This window comes from Thalassospira sp. (genome assembly GCF_040218635.1).
In the GTDB taxonomy this organism is placed as follows: domain Bacteria; phylum Pseudomonadota; class Alphaproteobacteria; order Rhodospirillales; family Thalassospiraceae; genus Thalassospira.
In genome coordinates this window covers 380,990-399,749 of record NZ_JAVJRB010000012.1, presented here as the reverse complement: position 1 = coordinate 399,749, position 18,760 = coordinate 380,990, and the positions used below count along the sequence as shown (strand labels likewise).

At 52.7% G+C, this 18,760-nt stretch carries 15 protein-coding genes and 3 tRNA genes; 3 read left to right on the top strand and 15 right to left on the bottom strand.

The window, feature by feature from the left end; translation table 11 throughout:
- Window positions 1–61: 61 nt before the first annotated feature.
- Window positions 62–859 carry an SAM hydrolase/SAM-dependent halogenase family protein gene (locus RIC05_RS15780; RefSeq protein WP_350045618.1) on the bottom strand — a complete coding sequence of 266 codons (798 nt, stop codon included), beginning with the start codon at window positions 857–859 and terminating at the stop codon, window positions 62–64.
- Window positions 860–913: 54 nt separating this feature from the next.
- Entirely contained in the window at window positions 914–2,311 is a 1,398-nt protein-coding gene (locus RIC05_RS15775; protein ID WP_350045617.1) for a tetratricopeptide repeat protein, read from the bottom strand.
- A gap of 333 nt (window positions 2,312–2,644) precedes the next feature.
- On the opposite strand from RIC05_RS15775, the gene RIC05_RS15770 reads away from it, so the two are divergent.
- From RIC05_RS15770 to RIC05_RS15760, 3 genes are all read left to right on the top strand, one after another.
- On the top strand, window positions 2,645–3,907 hold the full coding sequence (locus tag RIC05_RS15770; RefSeq protein WP_350042301.1) for an EAL domain-containing protein: 1,263 nt from the start codon (window positions 2,645–2,647) through the stop codon (window positions 3,905–3,907).
- Between the two features lie 164 nt (window positions 3,908–4,071).
- Window positions 4,072–5,436 (top strand): DNA polymerase IV, encoded by a 1,365-nt coding sequence (locus RIC05_RS15765; RefSeq protein WP_350045616.1) that lies wholly within the window; start codon window positions 4,072–4,074, stop codon window positions 5,434–5,436.
- A 176-nt stretch (window positions 5,437–5,612) separates the two neighbouring features.
- Window positions 5,613–6,989: a sensor histidine kinase gene (locus tag RIC05_RS15760; protein ID WP_350045615.1), complete on the top strand. Its 1,377-nt coding sequence runs from the start codon at window positions 5,613–5,615 to the stop codon at window positions 6,987–6,989.
- A gap of 65 nt (window positions 6,990–7,054) precedes the next feature.
- Here RIC05_RS15760 and RIC05_RS15755 read toward each other — a convergent pair.
- The 13 genes from RIC05_RS15755 to RIC05_RS15695 form a co-directional block, all read right to left on the bottom strand.
- Window positions 7,055–7,130, bottom strand: a tRNA-Glu gene (locus RIC05_RS15755).
- 38 nt (window positions 7,131–7,168) lie between these two features.
- Window positions 7,169–7,244 (bottom strand) — tRNA-Glu (locus tag RIC05_RS15750).
- A gap of 31 nt (window positions 7,245–7,275) precedes the next feature.
- Window positions 7,276–7,351 (bottom strand) — tRNA-Glu (locus RIC05_RS15745).
- Between the two features lie 234 nt (window positions 7,352–7,585).
- Complete coding sequence (locus RIC05_RS15740) at window positions 7,586–8,842, bottom strand: MFS transporter (RefSeq protein WP_350045614.1); 1,257 nt, start codon at window positions 8,840–8,842, stop codon at window positions 7,586–7,588.
- Between the two features lie 76 nt (window positions 8,843–8,918).
- The gene (locus RIC05_RS15735) at window positions 8,919–9,710 is read right to left on the bottom strand and encodes a substrate-binding periplasmic protein (protein ID WP_350045613.1); all 792 of its coding nucleotides are present in this window, start codon (window positions 9,708–9,710) and stop codon (window positions 8,919–8,921) included.
- A 209-nt stretch (window positions 9,711–9,919) separates the two neighbouring features.
- Complete coding sequence (gene recJ / locus RIC05_RS15730) at window positions 9,920–11,680, bottom strand: single-stranded-DNA-specific exonuclease RecJ (RefSeq protein WP_350045612.1); 1,761 nt, start codon at window positions 11,678–11,680, stop codon at window positions 9,920–9,922.
- 117 nt (window positions 11,681–11,797) lie between these two features.
- Window positions 11,798–12,334 (bottom strand): peroxiredoxin, encoded by a 537-nt coding sequence (locus RIC05_RS15725; protein ID WP_350045611.1) that lies wholly within the window; start codon window positions 12,332–12,334, stop codon window positions 11,798–11,800.
- A gap of 131 nt (window positions 12,335–12,465) precedes the next feature.
- Window positions 12,466–12,786, bottom strand: coding sequence for a type II toxin-antitoxin system RelE/ParE family toxin (locus RIC05_RS15720; RefSeq protein ID WP_350045610.1), 321 nt, complete (start codon window positions 12,784–12,786; stop codon window positions 12,466–12,468).
- On the bottom strand, window positions 12,773–13,018 hold the full coding sequence (locus tag RIC05_RS15715) for a type II toxin-antitoxin system ParD family antitoxin (RefSeq protein WP_350045609.1): 246 nt from the start codon (window positions 13,016–13,018) through the stop codon (window positions 12,773–12,775). Before RIC05_RS15715 ends, RIC05_RS15720 begins: the two co-directional genes overlap by 14 nt.
- A gap of 146 nt (window positions 13,019–13,164) precedes the next feature.
- Window positions 13,165–14,457, bottom strand: a complete 1,293-nt coding sequence (locus RIC05_RS15710) for an Hsp70 family protein (RefSeq protein WP_350045608.1) — start codon at window positions 14,455–14,457, stop codon at window positions 13,165–13,167.
- Window positions 14,458–14,613: 156 nt separating this feature from the next.
- Complete coding sequence (gene glpX / locus RIC05_RS15705) at window positions 14,614–15,573, bottom strand: class II fructose-bisphosphatase (protein ID WP_350045607.1); 960 nt, start codon at window positions 15,571–15,573, stop codon at window positions 14,614–14,616.
- 149 nt (window positions 15,574–15,722) lie between these two features.
- On the bottom strand, window positions 15,723–17,027 hold the full coding sequence (locus RIC05_RS15700; RefSeq protein WP_350042595.1) for a homoserine dehydrogenase: 1,305 nt from the start codon (window positions 17,025–17,027) through the stop codon (window positions 15,723–15,725).
- Window positions 17,028–17,149: 122 nt separating this feature from the next.
- Window positions 17,150–18,391 carry an LL-diaminopimelate aminotransferase gene (locus RIC05_RS15695; protein WP_350042594.1) on the bottom strand — a complete coding sequence of 414 codons (1,242 nt, stop codon included), beginning with the start codon at window positions 18,389–18,391 and terminating at the stop codon, window positions 17,150–17,152.
- Window positions 18,392–18,760: the final 369 nt, after the last annotated feature.

The window sequence follows — 18,760 nt, the reverse complement described above, 5'->3', positions numbered from 1 at the left end:
CTGTAACATCTTTGAAAGATAGCATTTAATCCAGACAATCCAATCATGGATTGTAGATCGCTCAATCCCCTATCGAAACCGGTGTTCCGATCACAGCGTCAAAGACCCGATCTGCCCGTCCGCAATTAACTGCGACTTCACAAAGGCCGATCGAATTACAGTAATGAAAACCTTCCCCCAATTGAACGTCAGAGAATGTACGTGCCTTTGGCAAGACATGATCATGAACGATCAGATTTTCTTGCATGTCTTTGCCGCACAACCCGGTCATCAGGTTGCCATAGGTATCGATATAAATCACCTCGGCAAGCGCATCGGGCCAGGATTGGCCATCTTTGAACCGTTCTGATACGTCCAAAGGACGCGATGAGAAGTCCCGACCGGTGGCACACCATGCGGCAACCGGGCCAAAGATATCGCGCCCATGAAAACTCGAAGATGCATCATCCGGGACCCAATCGATGCAGCGCAGGGTGACGTCTTGCCCATTGCGGATAATCATTTCAAACAATCCATTATCCGGGCCGACATAGAAAACCCCGTCCACCTCGGCCACAAGCCCCTTGCGGTTGCTGCCGACACCGGGATCAACCACTGCCAGCACCACGTCACCGGGCGCGAACTCGCGTTTCAAGGCAGCAAGTAAATAGCTTGATGCCTTGGGATTTCGATCCGGGGCATCAACCATTAAATCGACCACTGAAATGTCGGGCGCATTGCGCATCACAACCGATCGCATTGTTCCGCTATAGGGGCCGTTCACACCAAAATCGCTAAAGATAAAAATCATCTCGATCAGGATATCCCAAAGTTTCAGGGGCCAAACCCGTTTAGAAACAACAATGCCGGTGGCAACCATTCGTCCCCACCGGCATTGCTTTGATCTTTATATAGGGTCTCTGTAGCCAGCGCCCTACTTAACCTCGCAGAATTGCCCGCGGCGCTTTAAGTCCGTACAAAGCGAACTTGCCGCAGCATCACTTAGCCCCGTGGCCATCAGGCGATAATAGGTGCCCTTACCCGGAATGTTCGCGCTGGTCACACCATGCTGAAGCGGGGCCAACTGACTATACCGGCCTTGCAATATCTGCCAGCCGCGTTCGGCCTGCCCTTCGTTTCGATACGATGCCAGATGGACAGAACGACCACCGCTTGCCATCGCAGCACCGCCACTTGGCATGTTGACAGCTTCTTCAGTTGCCTGAACCGGGCGACTTGATCCGGTTGCCACCTTACGGACAGGTTCGCCTGCATTCAGGGTCATGACATTGCCTTGTGCCGGCTCCACAATTGCCGCTTCAATCGCATCACGTTCGCGTTTGAACTCGTCAGGTGTCACCAGTTTCATTTTTTGCAGATCTTCGATCCGCGCAATCTGACGGGCGGCATCCATCAATCCTTGTGGTGCAGGCAACGGGTTGGCACGTTGACGTGGCTGCGCGGGCAAAAGCGCATCCAAAATTGCCGTTCGTTCCGCAACATGTTCCTGCACGGTGATTGCCCCAATCTGCAAGGCACGGTTCAATTGATTAAGGCGCTGCTCGACCTGTGAACCTTCGGGCGGCGGATTGTTCAAAAATGCCGATGGTGCTGGTTGGCTCATGGGCAACAAAGCCCCAAGGTTGGCTGACCGGCGTGCGGAATATTCTTCTGGTGTGACCAGACCAACAGATTGCAGGTTGCGCAAAATCGCGAACCGTTTGGCAATGGCTTCGTCGCCTGCTGACATGGCGGCACCAGGTGGAATATCCATTGCCTTGATCGGGCCGCTGGTCATGGCCTGACCCATGTTATTTCCCGCCATGGCCGATGCAGGTGCGGTAGCGCCAAGGCTGGGTGACCCGCTCACGATTTGATCATTGATGCTAAGCGATCCCGGCAGTCCCCGCTGCAATCGCATCAGGTTGAATTCAGCCGCATCGCGCAAAGGGCGCGGCTGCGTGCCGGTTGCCGATGACATCAACACCGTGCCCGCCGGGTTCATCGCAATCAATGTATCATAGCCATCTTTGGCGCGATCAGGACGGTTGGTATTTTGATACAGAACAGATCGCCACAACAATGCATGACCGTCTTGTGGATTTTTGCGCAAAGCTTCGTCAAAAAACTTCTCGGCGGACGCATAGTCGCCGGTCGCAAGTTGCTGCAGACCAAGTGCCGTATAATTATCATCGGCAAAGGACGTCGCTTCGTCCCAAAAATCCTGATCCAGCAACGGCGCACAGGCCGACACCCATGAAACCATACCGATCACAGCAATCCCCTTGCTGATTTTCAGCCAGTTTCCGGTCCGCTTTGCGGATACCTGCATGGCGCCAATCCCCTATTCTTTAAAGCCTATTTCTGAAAATCATGCGGTATCGCCTTGGCATATGCCAGCGAAAACCCACATGAACTTCCCCATACCGCATTGATTTTGCATCCTGCTTGCCAATAATTCGTTAAAGTTAGTTCGCTTGGTAATTTAAGGGCCAACCCGAACGCCCCCCTTGCCCTTCCATATGTATAGTTCATATAAGAATAGAAGATGTTTGGGGCATTAACCCGACCTTCAGAACATTATGATTTGATCATTCTTCGCTCTTGGGTGTATGGAACCAACCCATAACGATGAAAAAATATACTTATCTTTCAGGGGTCGCGCGTGATTGAACCGCAGCAATATGGCCAGCAGGCCCTTCAGGAATACCTGTTGCTGGATTATGTACAACGGCTTGAAACCCGCAAATACGGGCATCGCGCTGTGCAAATCCACCTGTCACGGATGAAACCGTTTCATCGCCGCGATTATCATATCCGCGTTGCGACAAATACCTTTGAAAGCTACGTAAAGCTGTATGTCGGCCGCATCTTTGTGCTGAGCAACAACGACCTGCTGTTTATCTGGAAAGATAAATCAATCGCAGACGTCGAACCGGCTGTTGACACGCTGCGTTATCTTTTCCGTGACGATCCTTTGTCACAAGATGAAAGCGAAGAAACCGGTTTTTGCACTTGGTACAACCTGAATACAGAATTTCAGGAATTCCTACTGCTGTGCCAGCATCTTGATGAACGTGCCAAGAAGCTGCAGAAAAGCATCAATATGCGCACAGCAATGCAGCGCGAAAAGGACGAGGCACTTCAACCGCTTGATGCCGAAAACCTTGCCCAGCTTGAAGAAACCATTCACACCGCCGATCTTTCCGAACATATCCGTCAGCAACCGGTATGCGTTTTTGCGCATGGCAGCTCAAAGGAACTGCACCCGGTCTTTGACGAGTTTTTTGTCTCGATCACCGATCTGCGTAATGCCCTGATGCCCAGTATCGATCTTGCATCGAACCGCTGGCTGTTTCAGCACATGACCGAAGTGCTGGATAAACGCATGCTCAATTATCTGTGCAAGCGAACCTTCAAAACACATGCAAGTTCGTTCTCGCTTAATTTGAACCTTGGCACGCTGACATCGAAAGATTTCGAAAAATTCGACGAGACCGTTCGTCGTAAATGGCCAGGCAACGTCATCATTGAACTTAATCAGGTTGATCTGTTTTCCAATCTGGAAACCTATCTGAAGGTCCGCGATGATTTCCATAAGCGCGGTTATCGTATTCTGATCGATAACCTTACGGTGGAATCGCTTTCATTTGTTGATCGCAAAAGCCTGAAAGCCGATTTTATCAAAGTCGCATGGCGCGAAGAAATGACCGATAACGTCATTCGTAAAAAATACGGCGAAATGGACAGTCTGGTGAAAAATTCAGGCCGCGAGCGCGTGATCCTATGCCGTTGCGATTCGCCAACCGCGATCAAGTTTGGCCAGTCACTTGGCATCACCCTGTTCCAGGGGCGCTATATCGATCAAATGATCGCCCGTCAGCGCCGCGCAAAACGCGCCAGCAAAGCAGCTCAGCAACAGAAATAACCAGCCGTTTGACCATTCAAACCAACCAATGACGAAAGCCGGGTGATTTATCCCGGCTTTTTTATTGGTTGCTCCTGACAAACCCCGACAGGAGCGTGCGGCAAAGCAACATATTGCGTACTTCTACCCTTGGCAAGATCAGAACAAAAAGGGTACAAATAAGCATGCTTTATGCGCTTTGCCCAGACTGCCATCACAAATGGCGACAGCATCTTGATCGACCGCTGCCCAAAAGCGGTGCGGGTTCTTACATGCCCTGCCCGATATGTCGATGCAAACGCGCAATTGCCCATGCAGAGCTTCCGGAACTTTCGATTGGTCACCTTGATTGCGATGCATTTTATGCTTCAATCGAAAAACGTGACCGTCCGGAACTGGCTGAACAACCCGTCATCATTGGCGGGGGCCACCGCGGCGTTGTATCGACCTGCTGTTACGTTGCACGCAAATATGGCGTGCGATCAGCCATGCCGGCCTTTAAGGCGCGTGAGCTATGCCCAAATGCGGTCTTTTTGCCACCGGATATGAAAAAGTATCAGCGCGAAGGATATCGCGTGCGCGACATGATGCGTGCCCTGACCCCCGATATCGAACCGCTTTCCATCGACGAAGCCTTTATGGATCTGACAAATGTGCGCGATACCCATGGCAAGTCCGCCGCCGAATGCCTGATCGAGCTGCAGGCAACGGTGCTGCGCGAGGTCGGGATCACTGTTTCAATCGGGCTTTCCTATAACAAGTTTCTTGCCAAAATCGCATCCGATCTGAACAAGCCGTTTGGCTTTTCCATGATTGGTGCGGCCGAGGCTGTTGATTTTCTGGCCGACAAGCCTGTGCGCATGATGTGGGGGGTCGGACCCGCAATGGAACGCAAACTCCATTCCGATGGCATCACCACCATCGGACAGCTTCAGGAAATCGATATCCATAGCTTGCAGGGCCACTATGGCAGTATTGGCAAACGGCTTTATTACTTTTCACGCGGCGAAGATAACCGACGCGTGGAACAAAGCAGCGAACGTAAAAGCCTGTCCTCGGAAACCACCTTTAACGAAGATGTCGCTGGCATCAAAGAATTGACCGAAATCGCAACCCGCCTGACATCACGGGTCGCCCGCGATCTGGCGCGCAAGGAAATCGCAGGCCATACCGTGGTCCTGAAATTGAAATCATCGGATTTCAAAACCCGCACCCGGAACATGCGCCTGACCTATCCGACATTGCGCGAAGACGTCATCCTTGACGCTGCCCTGACCCTTTTGAAAAAGGAAATCGATGGCACGAAATATCGGCTTTTGGGGGTCGGGTTGACGGACTTGTTTGCGGCCGATCAGGCAGATCCGGTGGATTTGTTTGCCGATACGGCGGCTGTCATTGTCGACGACAATGCCCCGATACAGGATGAAGCAGCCCCTGTGCGCAAAATCATCGAACTCCCGCGCCCCACGGCCGAACAGCTGCGCGAAAGCCTGACCCGGCGGTATCGTCAGCACAAAGGAAAGTCACCTCAACGGCGCTTCCCGTTCTAAGTTAAAAACCCTGCCAACCCGCCATCAGACATAGCAAGACGCATAAATATCAAACAATTGAGTTGCTCCGATATTGCAATGCAGCTGAGTTCATCCAAAATGAACCCCTATAGAAAAATAAGCATCCGCATTCAAAACAAACAAAGCGGTATGCACTGACCATGAGGGGAGAATGAATGTTTGGCGTTGAATTGGATATCCGCACACTTGCCTTTATCGCAACCATGTCGGCCGTTGTTCAAGCCATTGCATTCATATCGCTTTCACTGGTCGCGCGTCGCGGCGTTTGCACAACCCTTTGGGCCTTTGGCGGGATATCAAACGCTATCGGGTTTATCTTATTGGGATTTCGCGGGGCCATTCCCGATATTGCGTCGGTCATTGTCGCCAATACCCTGATCACGCTCGCGCATGGATTTTACTGGCTTGGCCTGGAAATCTATACCAATCGCAAGCCAAGCTATCTGATAACCGGAATTATCACCGGCATCGTTGCCATACTGTTCGTCTATTACAGTGAAGTCATCCCCAGTGTCTCGACGCGTATTATCGTGATTTCAGCCGCACTCGCCGGACTTTCACTTATTTGTTTTTATATTCTTTGGTTCCAAAAACAGGGCCGTCGGACCGCGCCGGAAACGGTGATGGCGCTAACATTCGCAGTACACGGCCTCTATCATGTTTTCCGTGCTGCCTATACGTGGCTTGCTCATCAGGAAATAGCGAACTTTATGACGGCATCGACCATCCACATGGTCGCTTTCCTTGACGTCATTCTTTTCCTGCTTCTGACAGCCGTCGGCTTTACCGGCATGATTATCATATCGCTTAACACGTCCTTGCGTGCCGAAGCCAAAGCCAGAAACCGCCTTTTCGCCGTCCTTGCCCATGACCTTCGAACGCCGTTTCACGGGCTGTCTGGTCTTTCCTTACTCGCCCAACAGGATCTTGTTGCCGGTAATCAGGCGCAGGCATTGGGAAATATTCGCCAGCTGCATTCTTCAACCTCAGAAACGCTCAGGTTTCTTGACGATCTTCTGGTGTGGGGACGTACTCTTTTCGACGAAGGCAAGCCAAGCCGGACTGAAATTGACATTGACCAGCTTATCAAAGACACCATCGCGACTGTGCGCCCCCTACTTGAGGCAAAGTCGATCACGGTAACCTACAGCCCACAAAACCTGGTCGGTTATGGTGTTGCCCCGCATGTACAGATGATTTGCCGCAACCTGCTTGTCAGCGCGATCAAGTTTTCCAATCCACGCAGCAGGATTCTGATAGAGGCAGCCGTTGTCGGAACCGCAATTCACATCCGCATCATTGACCGTGGGGCGGGTGTTTCCGATAAAGTGATCGCTGAGTTCACCAAAGGCACCACATCATACAAATCGACCGAGGGTACATTTGGCGAAATTGGATCTGGCGTCGGGCTGTCGCTGTGCCGTGATTTGTGCCGGGAAGACGAAGAACATCTGTGGCTGGAACATAATCCAGAAGGCGGCTTGATTGCCACATTTAGCCTATCGGCCGAAATACCTGAAAACACCGGCTGAAAACAGAAAATGCCCGCCAGCCAATTGCTGCGGGCATTCAATAAACCATCTTTATTTGGAAAAGATGGCGTCCCCTAGGGGATTCGAACCCCTGTTGCCGCCGTGAAAGGGCAGTGTCCTAGGCCTCTAGACGAAGGGGACGCAGATCGCAAAGCGATTTTATGTGGACTGTGTTTCGGTGGCGTCCCCTAGGGGATTCGAACCCCTGTTGCCGCCGTGAAAGGGCAGTGTCCTAGGCCTCTAGACGAAGGGGACACGGTCACCAAAAACAGTCTGTGTTAACGAGTGGCGTCCCCTAGGGGATTCGAACCCCTGTTGCCGCCGTGAAAGGGCAGTGTCCTAGGCCTCTAGACGAAGGGGACGCAGCGCGTTAACGAGGCCGGTTTTTAGCGATTGGGTCGGGTCAGGTCAAGCGGCTTTTTCGCCCCTGTGACGTTTTTTTTAATCCCCCACCCAAAATAAGGCCATAACCAGCCAAAACCCGCAAAAACCAAGCCTTGATGTTTAACCGCTTGGTTTATTTTATGCTTGCCCGGCCAAACAAGGCAAGACCACCCAATTCTGCGGGCGACCTCATCGGCAAAACCAGTTTGACATCAGCCTCTTTTGCGCCGTGCCCCAAACCAGAAACTGATGCCTGCAACGCCAAGACCGGTTCCCAGAAACACAAACATCCAGCGATACCCATCAGGCGCGCCCGCATCGAATTGACCGATAATAATGCCTGCAATGCCTTGCAGGACAAACAAACCGGCAAATGTTGCCAGATTGATCGTCGTCAGTGCCCGGCCAATCTGATGTTCGGGCACAGCCTGACGTGAGGCGGCATAATTAAGCGTTGCGCTTGATCCAAGAAAACCGTGCAGCAGCAGGAGTGTCGCAGCCACACCGACGCCTACAGGGCCCAGAAACGCCTGCAAAAGGCACGCCCCTGCCCCGACCATAACAGCAAAGACAATAAGCCCGTGGGTTTTGCCCACCATCTTACGCGATAATTGCCCGTAGGCCGGTGGTCCAAGGATCATCCCAATCGTCATGATCAGCAGGATATTCCCCACTTCAACCGCACCAAGATCAAACACATCGTGCAAATATGGCCCGCCCCAAAGCCCGCGCACGGTCAGGATTGCCGGATAGCTGAAGAATGCCACCCCGGCCAAAAGCCAGACCTGTCGGTTTTTCCAGACTGAAACCATGCCTTGCAGGGCCTCCATCACGGTTTCGCCTTTTTGATCTGTCGGCGCACGGCCCGGAGGCGTATCGCGCACAAACAAAAGATCAAGCACAACAGCGATCACGGTTAAGCCCGCCAATCCGTAATAAACATTGCGCCAGCCATGGGCTTCGACCAGGGCCGCCAAGGGCGTTGACGATGCCAGAACGCCAAGCAGGCTGAATGACACAATCAGACCGGACGCTGCCGCAAACTTTTCCGGTGCCGTCCAACGTGCGGCTAACACCAATGCCGACATAAAGGCCGCCGAACAGCCCAGGCCAATCACCGCCTGGCCGATCATTAACCCCAAGACGCTATGCGCGTTGGCAAAAATGACCACCCCGGCAAATGAAAACATCATCAAAAAACCGTTGGTCAAACGCGGACCATACCGATCCAGCATCACGCCAACCGGAATTTGCATCAAGGCAAAGGCGAAATGAAAGCTGCCTGAAATCAGGCCAAGCTGTTCCGGGGTAACCGCAAGCTCATTGCGCAGCGGCTCCGCCAGAAGTGCTTGGGCGGATCTGAAAAACTGGCTGAGCGAAAAGGCAAGAAGGATCGGAGCCAAAACCAGCAAAAAGGCTTTGATCCCATGCGAAGAAGATGAAGGTGGCGTCGTGGAATGGTGTGTCATGATGCATCTGGCATAATCCCATCTTGGGATTACGGCAAGTCTTTGCCACACATGGCAAATATGAGCAGCTTATGGCCTACTGTCCGATTGACAGATCACCTTCAAATAGCGGGTATTGATCGCCGATCATGCCATATTTCTCCATGATCATATCAAACTGGCCATTTTCAACAATATGGTCATAGGCTGCTTGCCAAGCTGTCAGGGCCGAAACTGAAGTTTGCTTTGAAAACGCCAGATAAAGATCGCCACGGCCAAAACTATAAACCAATTCAAGGTCATCAAGTGTCAGTTCCGTTTTCTTCAATTGTTCGAAAAGCTCGATATCCGATGACACCAGAAGATCAATACGACCGACGGCAAGCATCTGGATACCACTGCCCTGATTGAAGATTGGTTCCAGATTTTCAAAACCATATTCCTGCAATGCCTGCTCATGCGCGCCACCAGCCTGCACCCCAATGGCTTCAACATATCGAAGCCCTTGAACCGAATGCACAAGCGAACGTCGCTCTGTCAATTGATAAAGCCCGACGCGGGCCTTAACAATCGGCCCTACCCACGCATACATCTCTTCACGCTGCGGCGTTCGGGTCATAGAAAAAACACCGATTTCAGCTTCGTCCTCAAGACGCAGCATCACCCGTTTCCACGGCAGGACTTCCATCCTTTTGTGATATCCGATGGCATTCGCCATGGCCTGTACCACATCAGCACCAACCCCGCGCAGCTCGTCAGCTTCGGTAAAATTATACGGCGGGTAATCTTCGGTCAGAAGGGTAACGTTCTGCGCATTTCTTAGATCTTCCGGCCCCAACTCATCAAGGGAGCTGGCCTGCACAATGCCTGCACACACAGATAAAACCACCACAATTCCCAACCCCACGCAACAGCGGAGCATCGCAGGAATCTTAGCGCTATATCGGCCTATATGTCGGCTTTGCAGATCATAAGAAAGGATCAAACAGGATACTCTGTTACGCTGGACGGGAAGATATCCAGAACACTAAACTCAATTAGTATGATGAATTTAGTCTAAAGACATCAATAACTTTCAGCCCATCCAACACACCACCATCAAACCGGCAGCGCCACATCATCGATAATCAGCTGGACGCCATCACGCCCCTGCCATGTGTCACGGCGCAAATGCCCCAGAACATGAAGCGGCCGCCCACCATGCTTGATCAATGTCTGGCCCATGTCATTGTCCAGGCACCTGAACGCAATTGCCTTAAGTCGGCCCTTGCCATTGGCCCCGGTCAGGATACAGCGCACATGATCGGCCCCGACAACGTCGGCCTTGACCGCACGGCAATCGATAAAGGCAAATCGCGGCTCTGCATTGCCCGCACCAAACGGCCCAAGCTTTTCAAGCGCATCAATCAGATCAAGTGTCGCGCCATGGGCATGAAGTGCCCCGTCAACCGTGATGGTCGGGCGAATGTCGTTTTCAGCAATGATCTTGGCAAAACGTTCTTCAAGGAAGGCCTCAAAGGCATCGCGTTTTTCCGGATCAAGGCTAAAGCCGGCTGCCATACCATGCCCACCGCCATTGATCAAAAGCCCCGATTGACGGGCGGCAATGATTGCAGCGCCAAGGTCAATCCCGCGCACAGAACGCGCCGATCCCTTAAAGACCCCGTCGACCATCCCCATCACCAAAGATGGCACGTGATAGCGATCCTTAAGCCTGCTTGCGACAATGCCGATCACGCCGGGATGCCAATCTTCCCCGCCGACCAGAACCATTGATCCGACTTTGGTTTGTCCTTCAACCGCACTGATTGCCTGATCAAGGACGATATCTTCGATCGCCTTGCGTTCGCGGTTATATTCATCAAGCTTACGCGCGATATCTAGCGCCTCTGGCGGGTTCTCCCCCGAAAGCAGGGTCGTGCCAAGGAAACTTTCGCCAACGCGCCCACCGGCATTCACACGCGGGCCAAGGACATATCCAAGATGATACGCACTGGGTGTTTCGTTCACCCCGGCAATATCGGCAAGGGAAGCCATGCCGATATTTGACCGATGGCGCATGACTTTTAAACCTTGCGTCACAAAGGCCCGGTTCAACCCGCGCAACGGCACCACGTCACAGACCGTTCCCAATGCCACCAGGTCAAGCCAGTTGCGCAAATCCGGTGCGCGAATGCCTGCCTTTTCAAGCCAGCCGCGTTTGCGCAATTCGCGCAACATCGCAACACATAAAAGGAACGCGACACCCGCAGCACACAAATGCCCAAGGCCGCTTTCATCATCCAGACGATTGGGATTAACCACCGCAACCGCCGGCGGCAATTCGGGTTCGGCTGCGTGGTGATCGACAACAATGATGTCGATCCCGGCATCTTGGGCTTCTTGTAGCGGCGCATAGGCGCTGATACCGCAATCGACCGTCAGGATCAGGTTGGCGCCTTTGTGCTGCAGCTCCAGCAACGCAGGCGCATTGGGGCCATAGCCCTCTTTCATGCGGTCCGGGATGTGAACCGGGACATCGGCACCGACCGACCGGAAAAACAGTTTTAAAAGCGCGGTACTGGTGGCGCCATCAACATCATAATCGCCAAAGACGGCGATCTTTTCGCCCTTTTCAATCGCATCGGCAATGCGCGACGCGGCCTTGTCCATATCCTGCAAAGAAGACGGATCAGGCATAAGATCGCGCAATGTTGGCGACAGGAAACTTTCGGCATCATCAAGCCCGATGCCACGCAATGCCATCACCCGGCCGACAATCTCGGGCACGCCAAAGCGTTGCGAAATTGTCGTTGCCAGACGTTCATCATTCGCGCGTTCACGCCACCATTTTCCGGTCGCGGATCGCTCGATCCCCATAAAAGTCGTTTCTTGCGCATGATCTGTCATGCCCAATGAAATAGCGTAATCTTGATCCTGCTTAAACCGGATAATTTGTCTGTGGCGTGGAAACCAAGTCTGCGGCCAAGTTCACAACTAAGTCGGTGGATTATCCCGGCACCAATTCAAAACGTTTTGCGCATCTGCTGCCGGATCGGGAACGGGATAAAAAACCTTGGTGATCTTGCCATCATCAATGATCAGGGTCAGGCGTTTGAACAGCCGCATCGCCGCAATTTCAAAATCGGGCATTGCCATGGCTTCCTTGAAACGATGATCCGCATCCGACAACAGGGCAAATGGCAAATGAAGGCGCTCACCGGCTTCTTTCTGATATTCCGTCGATTGGCTCGACATCCCGAACAGGTTGGCCACCCCGAATGCTTTTAGTTCCGCAGCATGATCGCGAAAGGAACAGGATTGCGGCGTGCAGCCCTTGGCACCGGGAATTTCATCCCAGCCTTGCGGTGATGGCAATCCGGGCTTGGCCGTACGCGGATAGGCATACACGACCGTGCGCCCGGCAAGGTCGGATAAATCAACAGACTCCCCGTCGGTTGCGGGCAAAGGAAGTGCCGGTACGATCTGCCCGGTCAATCTTTCAATGACGTGGGTTTCGCTTTCCATATTCATCCGCTGTCCTCCCTGTTTTCAATTACGGACCTTCAAACACCGTTGCCGATTGTCTCCGTTTCATTTGAAGATAGATGTGGTTGAACCAACTGAAAAGAAAGGGCCATTGCGTATCGTGGAAAATTTCGCCGTCACTGTTCCGTCGCGCGCAAAATTTCCTGCCAGTTTTGTCGCCCGCCCAGAATACGCAAGATCACAACCTGATCGCGTTCGATCAGGTAAACGATAAGATGACTTTGGTGACTGTGAATATGAACGGGCGGTGAAAACTCTGGTCGTTCTCGTGCAATTTCGGGCATTGCGACAATCGCATCGAACGTACGAACCAGTCCGTCGATGTAGCTATCCGCCTGATCGAGCGTCCAGTTTTCCGCCGTATAGCGCCAAACATCATCAAGGTCATCCAACGCCCTTGGCGACAGTAAATAACCCGTCAGCTTATTTGACGACATGGCGCGCGCGCATTCTCAGCTTGAATTCCGTAGCGTCGAATGCTTTGGGCTCACCACTTTCAACACCATCCGTGATCGCCGCCTGCAGCACTTCGATGGCTTGCTCACGTTCCTGATCTTTGCGGATCAGGTCACGCACATAGTCGCTTGCGTTGCTAAAACGACCACTATCTGCACGACGCTCGACCCATTCTTTCATCAAGTCTGGCAAGGAAACATTCATGGTTGCCATATCAACACCCTCCACGTTTCGGTCGAGAGTAACGTTTCTTGTCAAAATTTGTCAATTTTATTGGCAATTTTTGCCAATTGAAATTCTAGCTTTAATACAGATAATGAAAGATCAAAAGACGTCGCGGCTTGGGTTTCGCTTGCTGATCAAACAATCCCCTCATCCGCCGCAATCAACGCCAAACCATGCGCCACGGACAGGAACGGCTGGCCGACTTCGATGCGGTTCTTGCCAAAACCGTCTTCAAATATTTTGCGCACGGCCGGGACATAGGATGTGCCGCCGGTCATAAAGACCTTGGAAACATCACGGGCATCAACACCGGCCTGTGACAGGCAGTTTTTGGCCGCTAGTTCAATTTCGGCCATATCGGGTGCGATGGCGGCTTCAAAATCGGCACGGGTCAGGCGTTCTTCAATTTCGACCCCGCCGTGGGAGAATTGCAAAAGCGCGCTGTCGGCAGATGACAATTCAGCCTTGGCCTTGGACACCGTTTGATAAAGATGGAAACCCATTTCTTCTTCAATGATCGCCACCAGATCTTCGATATCATCGGGTTTGGTTGATGAGCGGATCAGGCTTTTGATTTCGTTGATGGTTTTGGGCTGGTTCATCATGGCAAGTTCATGCCAGCGCGAAAACGCCGTGAAATATTGCCGCGGCACCGGCAAGGTCGCCCCCATCGATTTGTATTCTGACCCGAAACCAAGGCGCGGCCAGACGGCCTTCTGGATGATGCGGTAATCAAACCGATCCCCTGCAACACCAAGGCCGGTATGGGCCAACGGCTGCACCCCGGCAATGCCAAGACCCGGCGTAAAGCGGATCAGTGAAAAGTCACTGGTCCCCCCGCCAAAATCGGCCACCAGCACCGTTTCGGGTTTATCAAGTTCACGCCCGTAATAATAGGACGCGGCCAAGGGTTCAAACACCATGGCTTCGATGTCAAAGCCTGCCTGCTCATAGGCACTGCGCAACCGCATTTCGGCGAAATCGTTGTCCGGATTGCTACCGGCAAAGGCAACCGGACGGCCCGAAATCACCCGCTGCCCCAACCAGCCAAGGCTATGTTGGGCGAAATGGTGGATTTGCGTCAGGAAAGTTCCGATCAAATCTTCGATCGAATAGGTCGTGCCGAAAATTTCGGTGCCGTCAAAATCCTTGGATGCAAGGTATGATTTCATCGACTGGATCAAACGGCAGTCGTGACTTTCCTTAAGGTACTCGTCAATCGCGAACGGCCCGGAACAGCTTTTTGTGAATGTCGGCGCACCGGGGGATGTCAGTTCCTGTTCTTCCCAGAAATACAGGATGGTGCGGTATGTATCGAAACTATTGGTCCCGACTTCAAACTTTGCCGATTGCACATTGCCCGCACTGTCCGCAACGGCAAGGACAGAGTTGGTCGTACCGAAATCAAGGGCAATAATTTCCGACATTTGGCGGGCTCCGACAAAAGGTGTTCTTGGATGGGGGCGGAGGATGTAACCCAGACCGCCCTGCCCTGCAAGCGATTAGACGACAGTCATAACGAAAAAAGGGAGTGCCCGATATGATAACGAGCACTCCCTTTGCATATTCCGCAAAAGCAGATTTTATTTGTACCAGATCTTGCGGCTGAAATCGTGAACCGCACGGACATAGCGTACTGTGCCCGACTGCGAACGCATCACGATGCTTTCGGTTTCGGCTCCATTGGCGAACCGGCGCACACCGCGCAGCATTGCGCCATCGGTCACACCGGTTGCCGCAAACATCACATTGCCCTTGGCAAGTTCGCCAAGTTTGTATTTGCGATTAAGGTCTTCGATACCCCATTTTTTCGCGCGGGCAATTTCGTCATCATTGCGGAAAACCAGACGTCCCTGGAACTGACCACCAATGCAGCGAAGGGCCGCTGCGGCAAGAACACCTTCTGGTGCGCCACCAGTGCCCATATAAAGATCAATGCCCGATGTTTTCTGCGAGGTCGCAATCACACCGGCAACATCGCCATCCCCGATCAACATGATGCGTGCACCTGCTTCGCGGGTTTTGGCAATGATGTCCTGATGGCGCGGACGATCAAGGATACAAACCACAAGATCGGCAACATCGCAGCCCTTGGCAGAGGCAAGGCTTTTAAGGTTTTCCAGCGGGCTTGCATCAAGATCAACAACATCTTCCGGAAGACCACCGCCAACAGCAATTTTTTCCATATAGGTATCAGGCGCGTTCAAAAAACCGCCCTTTTCGGCCATGGCAACAACCGCCAAAGAGTTCGGGCCACCGGTCGCACAGATGGTCGTGCCTTCAAGCGGATCAAGGGCGATGTCGATTTCCGGACCACTGCCGGTACCAACTTCTTCGCCAATGAACAGCATCGGGGCTTCGTCGCGTTCACCTTCGCCGATGACGACCGTGCCTTTGATGTCCATGCTGTTAAGCGCATTACGCATCGCATCAACAGCAGCCTGATCAGCAGCCTTTTCATCGCCGCGGCCCATCAGGCCGGAGCACGCAAGTGCTGCCGCCTCGGTCACGCGAACGGTTTCAAGCGCTAGATTTCGATCCATTTTGTCTTCCTCGTAGTGTGATGCGGAGTCTGGGGGCTCCGTCTCGTTGTTGTCTTGGTTTTTGTCATTTTTACGTCAGGCGTCGCAACCTGACCTTACAACAGCGCCCCGCATCATGACAGGTGCGAGGCGCTTTGAGCTTTAAAGTTTTAAGATGCAAAACTTTCGATCCGCATCAGAACCGGCGGCTGTGAATTGCTTTCGAACGCTGCGATATCATCCACTGCACCCGACATTGCTGATTCGGTTGTTTCGTGGGCAACAATCACCACCGGCACAACGCCGCCTTCGGTTTCGGCCCGACCATGCTGAATCATGGACGCCATCGAAACCCCGTGCTTGGCAAGGGTCGCGGTCACTTCGGCCATAACCCCCGGACGATCCCAAACCATCAAGCGCAGGTAATAGGCACCGGTATGTTTCTCAAGCGACGCCCGCACGTTCTTTTTCAACCGGCTTGCCGGCACGCCAAAGACCGGCGCAGTACGACCTGCGGCAATATCAATGATATCGGCCACCACAGCCGACGCGGTCGGACGTTCACCCGCACCACGGCCCTGCAGAACCACCGGCCCGACATAGTCACCTTCAAGGGCAACTGCGTTAAACACGCCTTCGACCTTGGAAATCTGGGTGCCGCGATCAACCATCACTGGCGATACGCGCTGCTCGATGCCTTCGGGGGTTTGCTTTGCAATGCCCAAAAGCTTGATGCGATAGCCAAGTTCTTCGGCCAGTTGAATATCAAGGGCCGATACGCTGCGAATGCCTTCCACCGCCACTGCATCGAAATCAACTTCAACGCCGAATGCAAGGCTGGCAAGGATGGCCAGCTTATGCGCAGCATCAATGCCATCAACGTCAAAAGTCGGATCGGCTTCGGCGTAGCCCAGTTTCTGGGCTTCGTTCAAAACATCGGCAAAATCACGGCCCTGTTCACGCATGGTGGTCAGGATAAAGTTACACGTGCCGTTCAGGATGCCTGTCACGCGCGTAATGGCATTGCCTGCCAAACCTTCGCGCAAGGCCTTGACCACCGGAATACCGCCTGCAACGGCTGCTTCATAGGCAATGGTCACATTGTTGGCATCGGCAATCTGGGCCAGTTCGACACCTTTCAGGGCGATCAAGGCTTTATTCGCGGTGACAACATGCTTGCCGTTTTCAAGGGCGGTTTTGCAAACGTCATAGGCAATACCGTCCGAACCACCGATCAATTCAACCAGAATGTCGATATCCGCATCGGCTGCCAGATCACGGGCATCGTCGTACCAGGTCAGGCCATCTGTTGAAAAACCACGATCGCGAGTTCGATCACGCGCCGATACCGCTGTAACAACAATCTGGCGACCCGAACGGTCGGTCAGAATGTCGCGATGTTCACTCAGCAGTTTAACGGTTCCGGCACCGACCGTTCCGAGGCCTGCCACACCGATTTTGACGACGTCTTTCACGATAACTCCTTAGTACGTGGTTAGAAAACAAAGCGCGCATGTGACAAAAACAGGTCACCTTGCCCTGATAAAATAACGCCCGGGACATGTCCCGGGCGAAACACAGAATGCTTTATGAGATATCAGACGGATTTCTTCAACAGTTCACGTGCAGATTCTGCATCAGGACATTTTTGGAAGAACTGTTTGATGTTGCGGTTGGCCTGCCGAATGCGGTGTTTGTTTTCAACAAGCGCAATACGCACATGACGATCACCATACTCGCCAAAGCCAAGCCCCGGTGCGACGGCAACGCCAGCTTCCTGCAAAAGCAGTTTGGAAAAATCAAGCGATCCCAGTTCGGCAAAGGCATCGGGGATCGGGGCCCATGCAAACATCGTTGCCGCCGGGCTTGGAATGTTCCAACCGGCACTTTGCGCACCTTCGATAAAGATATCGCGTCGGTCACGATACAGATTGCGGAATTCCTCAACGCAATCTTGCGGGCCATTAAGGGCCGCCGTTGCTGCGACCTGAACCGGGGTAAAGGCGCCATAATCAAGATATGATTTAATGCGGGTCAACGCATTGATCAGTTTCTTGTTCCCGGTGGCAAAGCCGATGCGCCATCCCGCCATCGAATAGGTTTTCGACAGGGAATAAAATTCAACCGCAATATCCTTTGCCCCTTTGCACTGCAGGATCGAGGGCGGCGGATTGCCATCAAAATAGATTTCCGAATAGGCAATATCGGACAGAACATAGATTTCATGCTTACGGCAGAAATCGACGACTTCCTGATAAAACGCCAGATCAACCACAAGCGATGTCGGGTTGGCCGGGAAGTTCAACACAACCGCACTTGGCTTTGGCACAGAATGTTTCACCGCGCGGTGAAGCTGTTCCATAAAGCTTTCGGTGTTGAAAGTGCCCTGATCATCATGGCCAATCGGAATGTGGCGCAGGGCCGCACCGGCAATGATGAAGCCGAATGCATGGATCGGATAGGACGGGTTGGGCACCAAAAAGATATCGCCGGGGCTGGTGATGGCCGCGGCCAGATTGGCAAGCCCTTCCTTGGAGCCAAGGGTCACGACCGTTTCGGTTTCCGGATCAACATCCACACCAAAACGACGGCCGTAATAGGCTGCCAATGCTTTGCGCAGGCCCGGAATACCGCGCGACATCGAATAGCCATGCGTGCGCGGATTTTGAACCGTTTCAACCAGTTTATCGACAATATGCTGCGGGGTTGCCGGGTCCGGATTGCCCATGCCGAAATCGATAATGTCCTCACCCGCTCGCCGTGCCGCCGCTTTCATCGCATTTACTTCTGCGAATACATAAGGCGGGAGACGTTTTATGCGGTGGAAGTCTTGGGACATTATCCGATATCCTCATCAAATTGTCGATTTTCGAATATTATGCGAAAAGCACATCCTCGAATTCATAAAAATTGCGTAAGCACCCTTAAAATAGGCCCTTCGCGGCGTACAATTCGAAGGATTTACCTTTTATGGGATGCGGACTCAACGAATTAATGCGTTCAAACCGTGCCTAAGTGTTTTTTGCAGCACTGTGATGGTTCGATTTTGGTGCTCTTGACCAAAATCAGGTTCGCCCCCGAACGCCAATGCCGATCTCGGCTACCTTATGATCAAATAAAAACAGCGCGAAAGGATTGCTCCCTTCGCGCTGAAAATAACACCGTCCGCAAGGATTTCAGGCTTTCAAATCAATCGGCCTGATCACCA

What these genes read in the sequence shown, in the direction of transcription:
- RIC05_RS15780 (WP_350045618.1), bottom strand. Translation starts at nt 859, where the DNA reads ATGGTTGCCACCGGCATTGTTGTTTCTAAACGGGTTTGGCCCCTGAAA.
- RIC05_RS15775 (WP_350045617.1), bottom strand. Translation starts at nt 2,311, where the DNA reads ATGCAGGTATCCGCAAAGCGGACCGGAAACTGGCTGAAAATCAGCAAG.
- RIC05_RS15765 (WP_350045616.1), top strand. Translation starts at nt 4,072, where the DNA reads ATGCTTTATGCGCTTTGCCCAGACTGCCATCACAAATGGCGACAGCAT.
- RIC05_RS15760 (WP_350045615.1), top strand. Translation starts at nt 5,613, where the DNA reads ATGTTTGGCGTTGAATTGGATATCCGCACACTTGCCTTTATCGCAACC.
- RIC05_RS15740 (WP_350045614.1), bottom strand. Translation starts at nt 8,842, where the DNA reads ATGACACACCATTCCACGACGCCACCTTCATCTTCTTCGCATGGGATC.
- recJ (WP_350045612.1), bottom strand. Translation starts at nt 11,680, where the DNA reads ATGGGGATCGAGCGATCCGCGACCGGAAAATGGTGGCGTGAACGCGCG.
- RIC05_RS15725 (WP_350045611.1), bottom strand. Translation starts at nt 12,334, where the DNA reads ATGAATATGGAAAGCGAAACCCACGTCATTGAAAGATTGACCGGGCAG.
- RIC05_RS15720 (WP_350045610.1), bottom strand. Translation starts at nt 12,786, where the DNA reads ATGTCGTCAAATAAGCTGACGGGTTATTTACTGTCGCCAAGGGCGTTG.
- RIC05_RS15715 (WP_350045609.1), bottom strand. Translation starts at nt 13,018, where the DNA reads ATGGCAACCATGAATGTTTCCTTGCCAGACTTGATGAAAGAATGGGTC.
- RIC05_RS15710 (WP_350045608.1), bottom strand. Translation starts at nt 14,457, where the DNA reads ATGTCGGAAATTATTGCCCTTGATTTCGGTACGACCAACTCTGTCCTT.
- glpX (WP_350045607.1), bottom strand. Translation starts at nt 15,573, where the DNA reads ATGGATCGAAATCTAGCGCTTGAAACCGTTCGCGTGACCGAGGCGGCA.
- RIC05_RS15695 (WP_350042594.1), bottom strand. Translation starts at nt 18,391, where the DNA reads ATGTCCCAAGACTTCCACCGCATAAAACGTCTCCCGCCTTATGTATTC.